The 265-nt window shown below is 40.4% G+C and carries 1 protein-coding gene; it reads left to right on the top strand.

The features are described 5' to 3' along the window. Nucleotides 1-94: 94 nt before the first annotated feature. Nucleotides 95-265, top strand: a 171-nt coding sequence (locus tag R0K30_RS22300; protein ID WP_410613063.1) for a hypothetical protein, incomplete at its 3' end; no start/stop codon positions are given.

Below are 265 nucleotides of genomic sequence, written 5' to 3'. Positions count from 1 at the left end.
ATAGGGGAATCCTACAGAAAAATGCAGCCGGCAAAAGGCTGCTTTTCTTCATGATGTATGATTTTACATTTTTTAACGCAGTAAGGTGATGAGTGTGGCAAAGAAAAAACGGAAATCTAAAAAGAAACAAGAGAGTAAGCTCAATCTAAAATACGAACTAAGCGGACTGCTCTGTGTTGCAATCTCGATTATTGCTGTTTTGCAGCTCGGCGTTGTGGGACAGACATTTGTGTACTTGTTCCGTTTTTTTGCCGGAGAGTGGTTT

Source organism: Bacillus sp. SIMBA_154 (genome assembly GCF_046536015.1).
GTDB classification, from domain to species: Bacteria; Bacillota; Bacilli; order Bacillales; family Bacillaceae; genus Bacillus; species Bacillus pumilus_P.
This window is presented reverse-complemented; position numbering and strand designations above follow the sequence as displayed.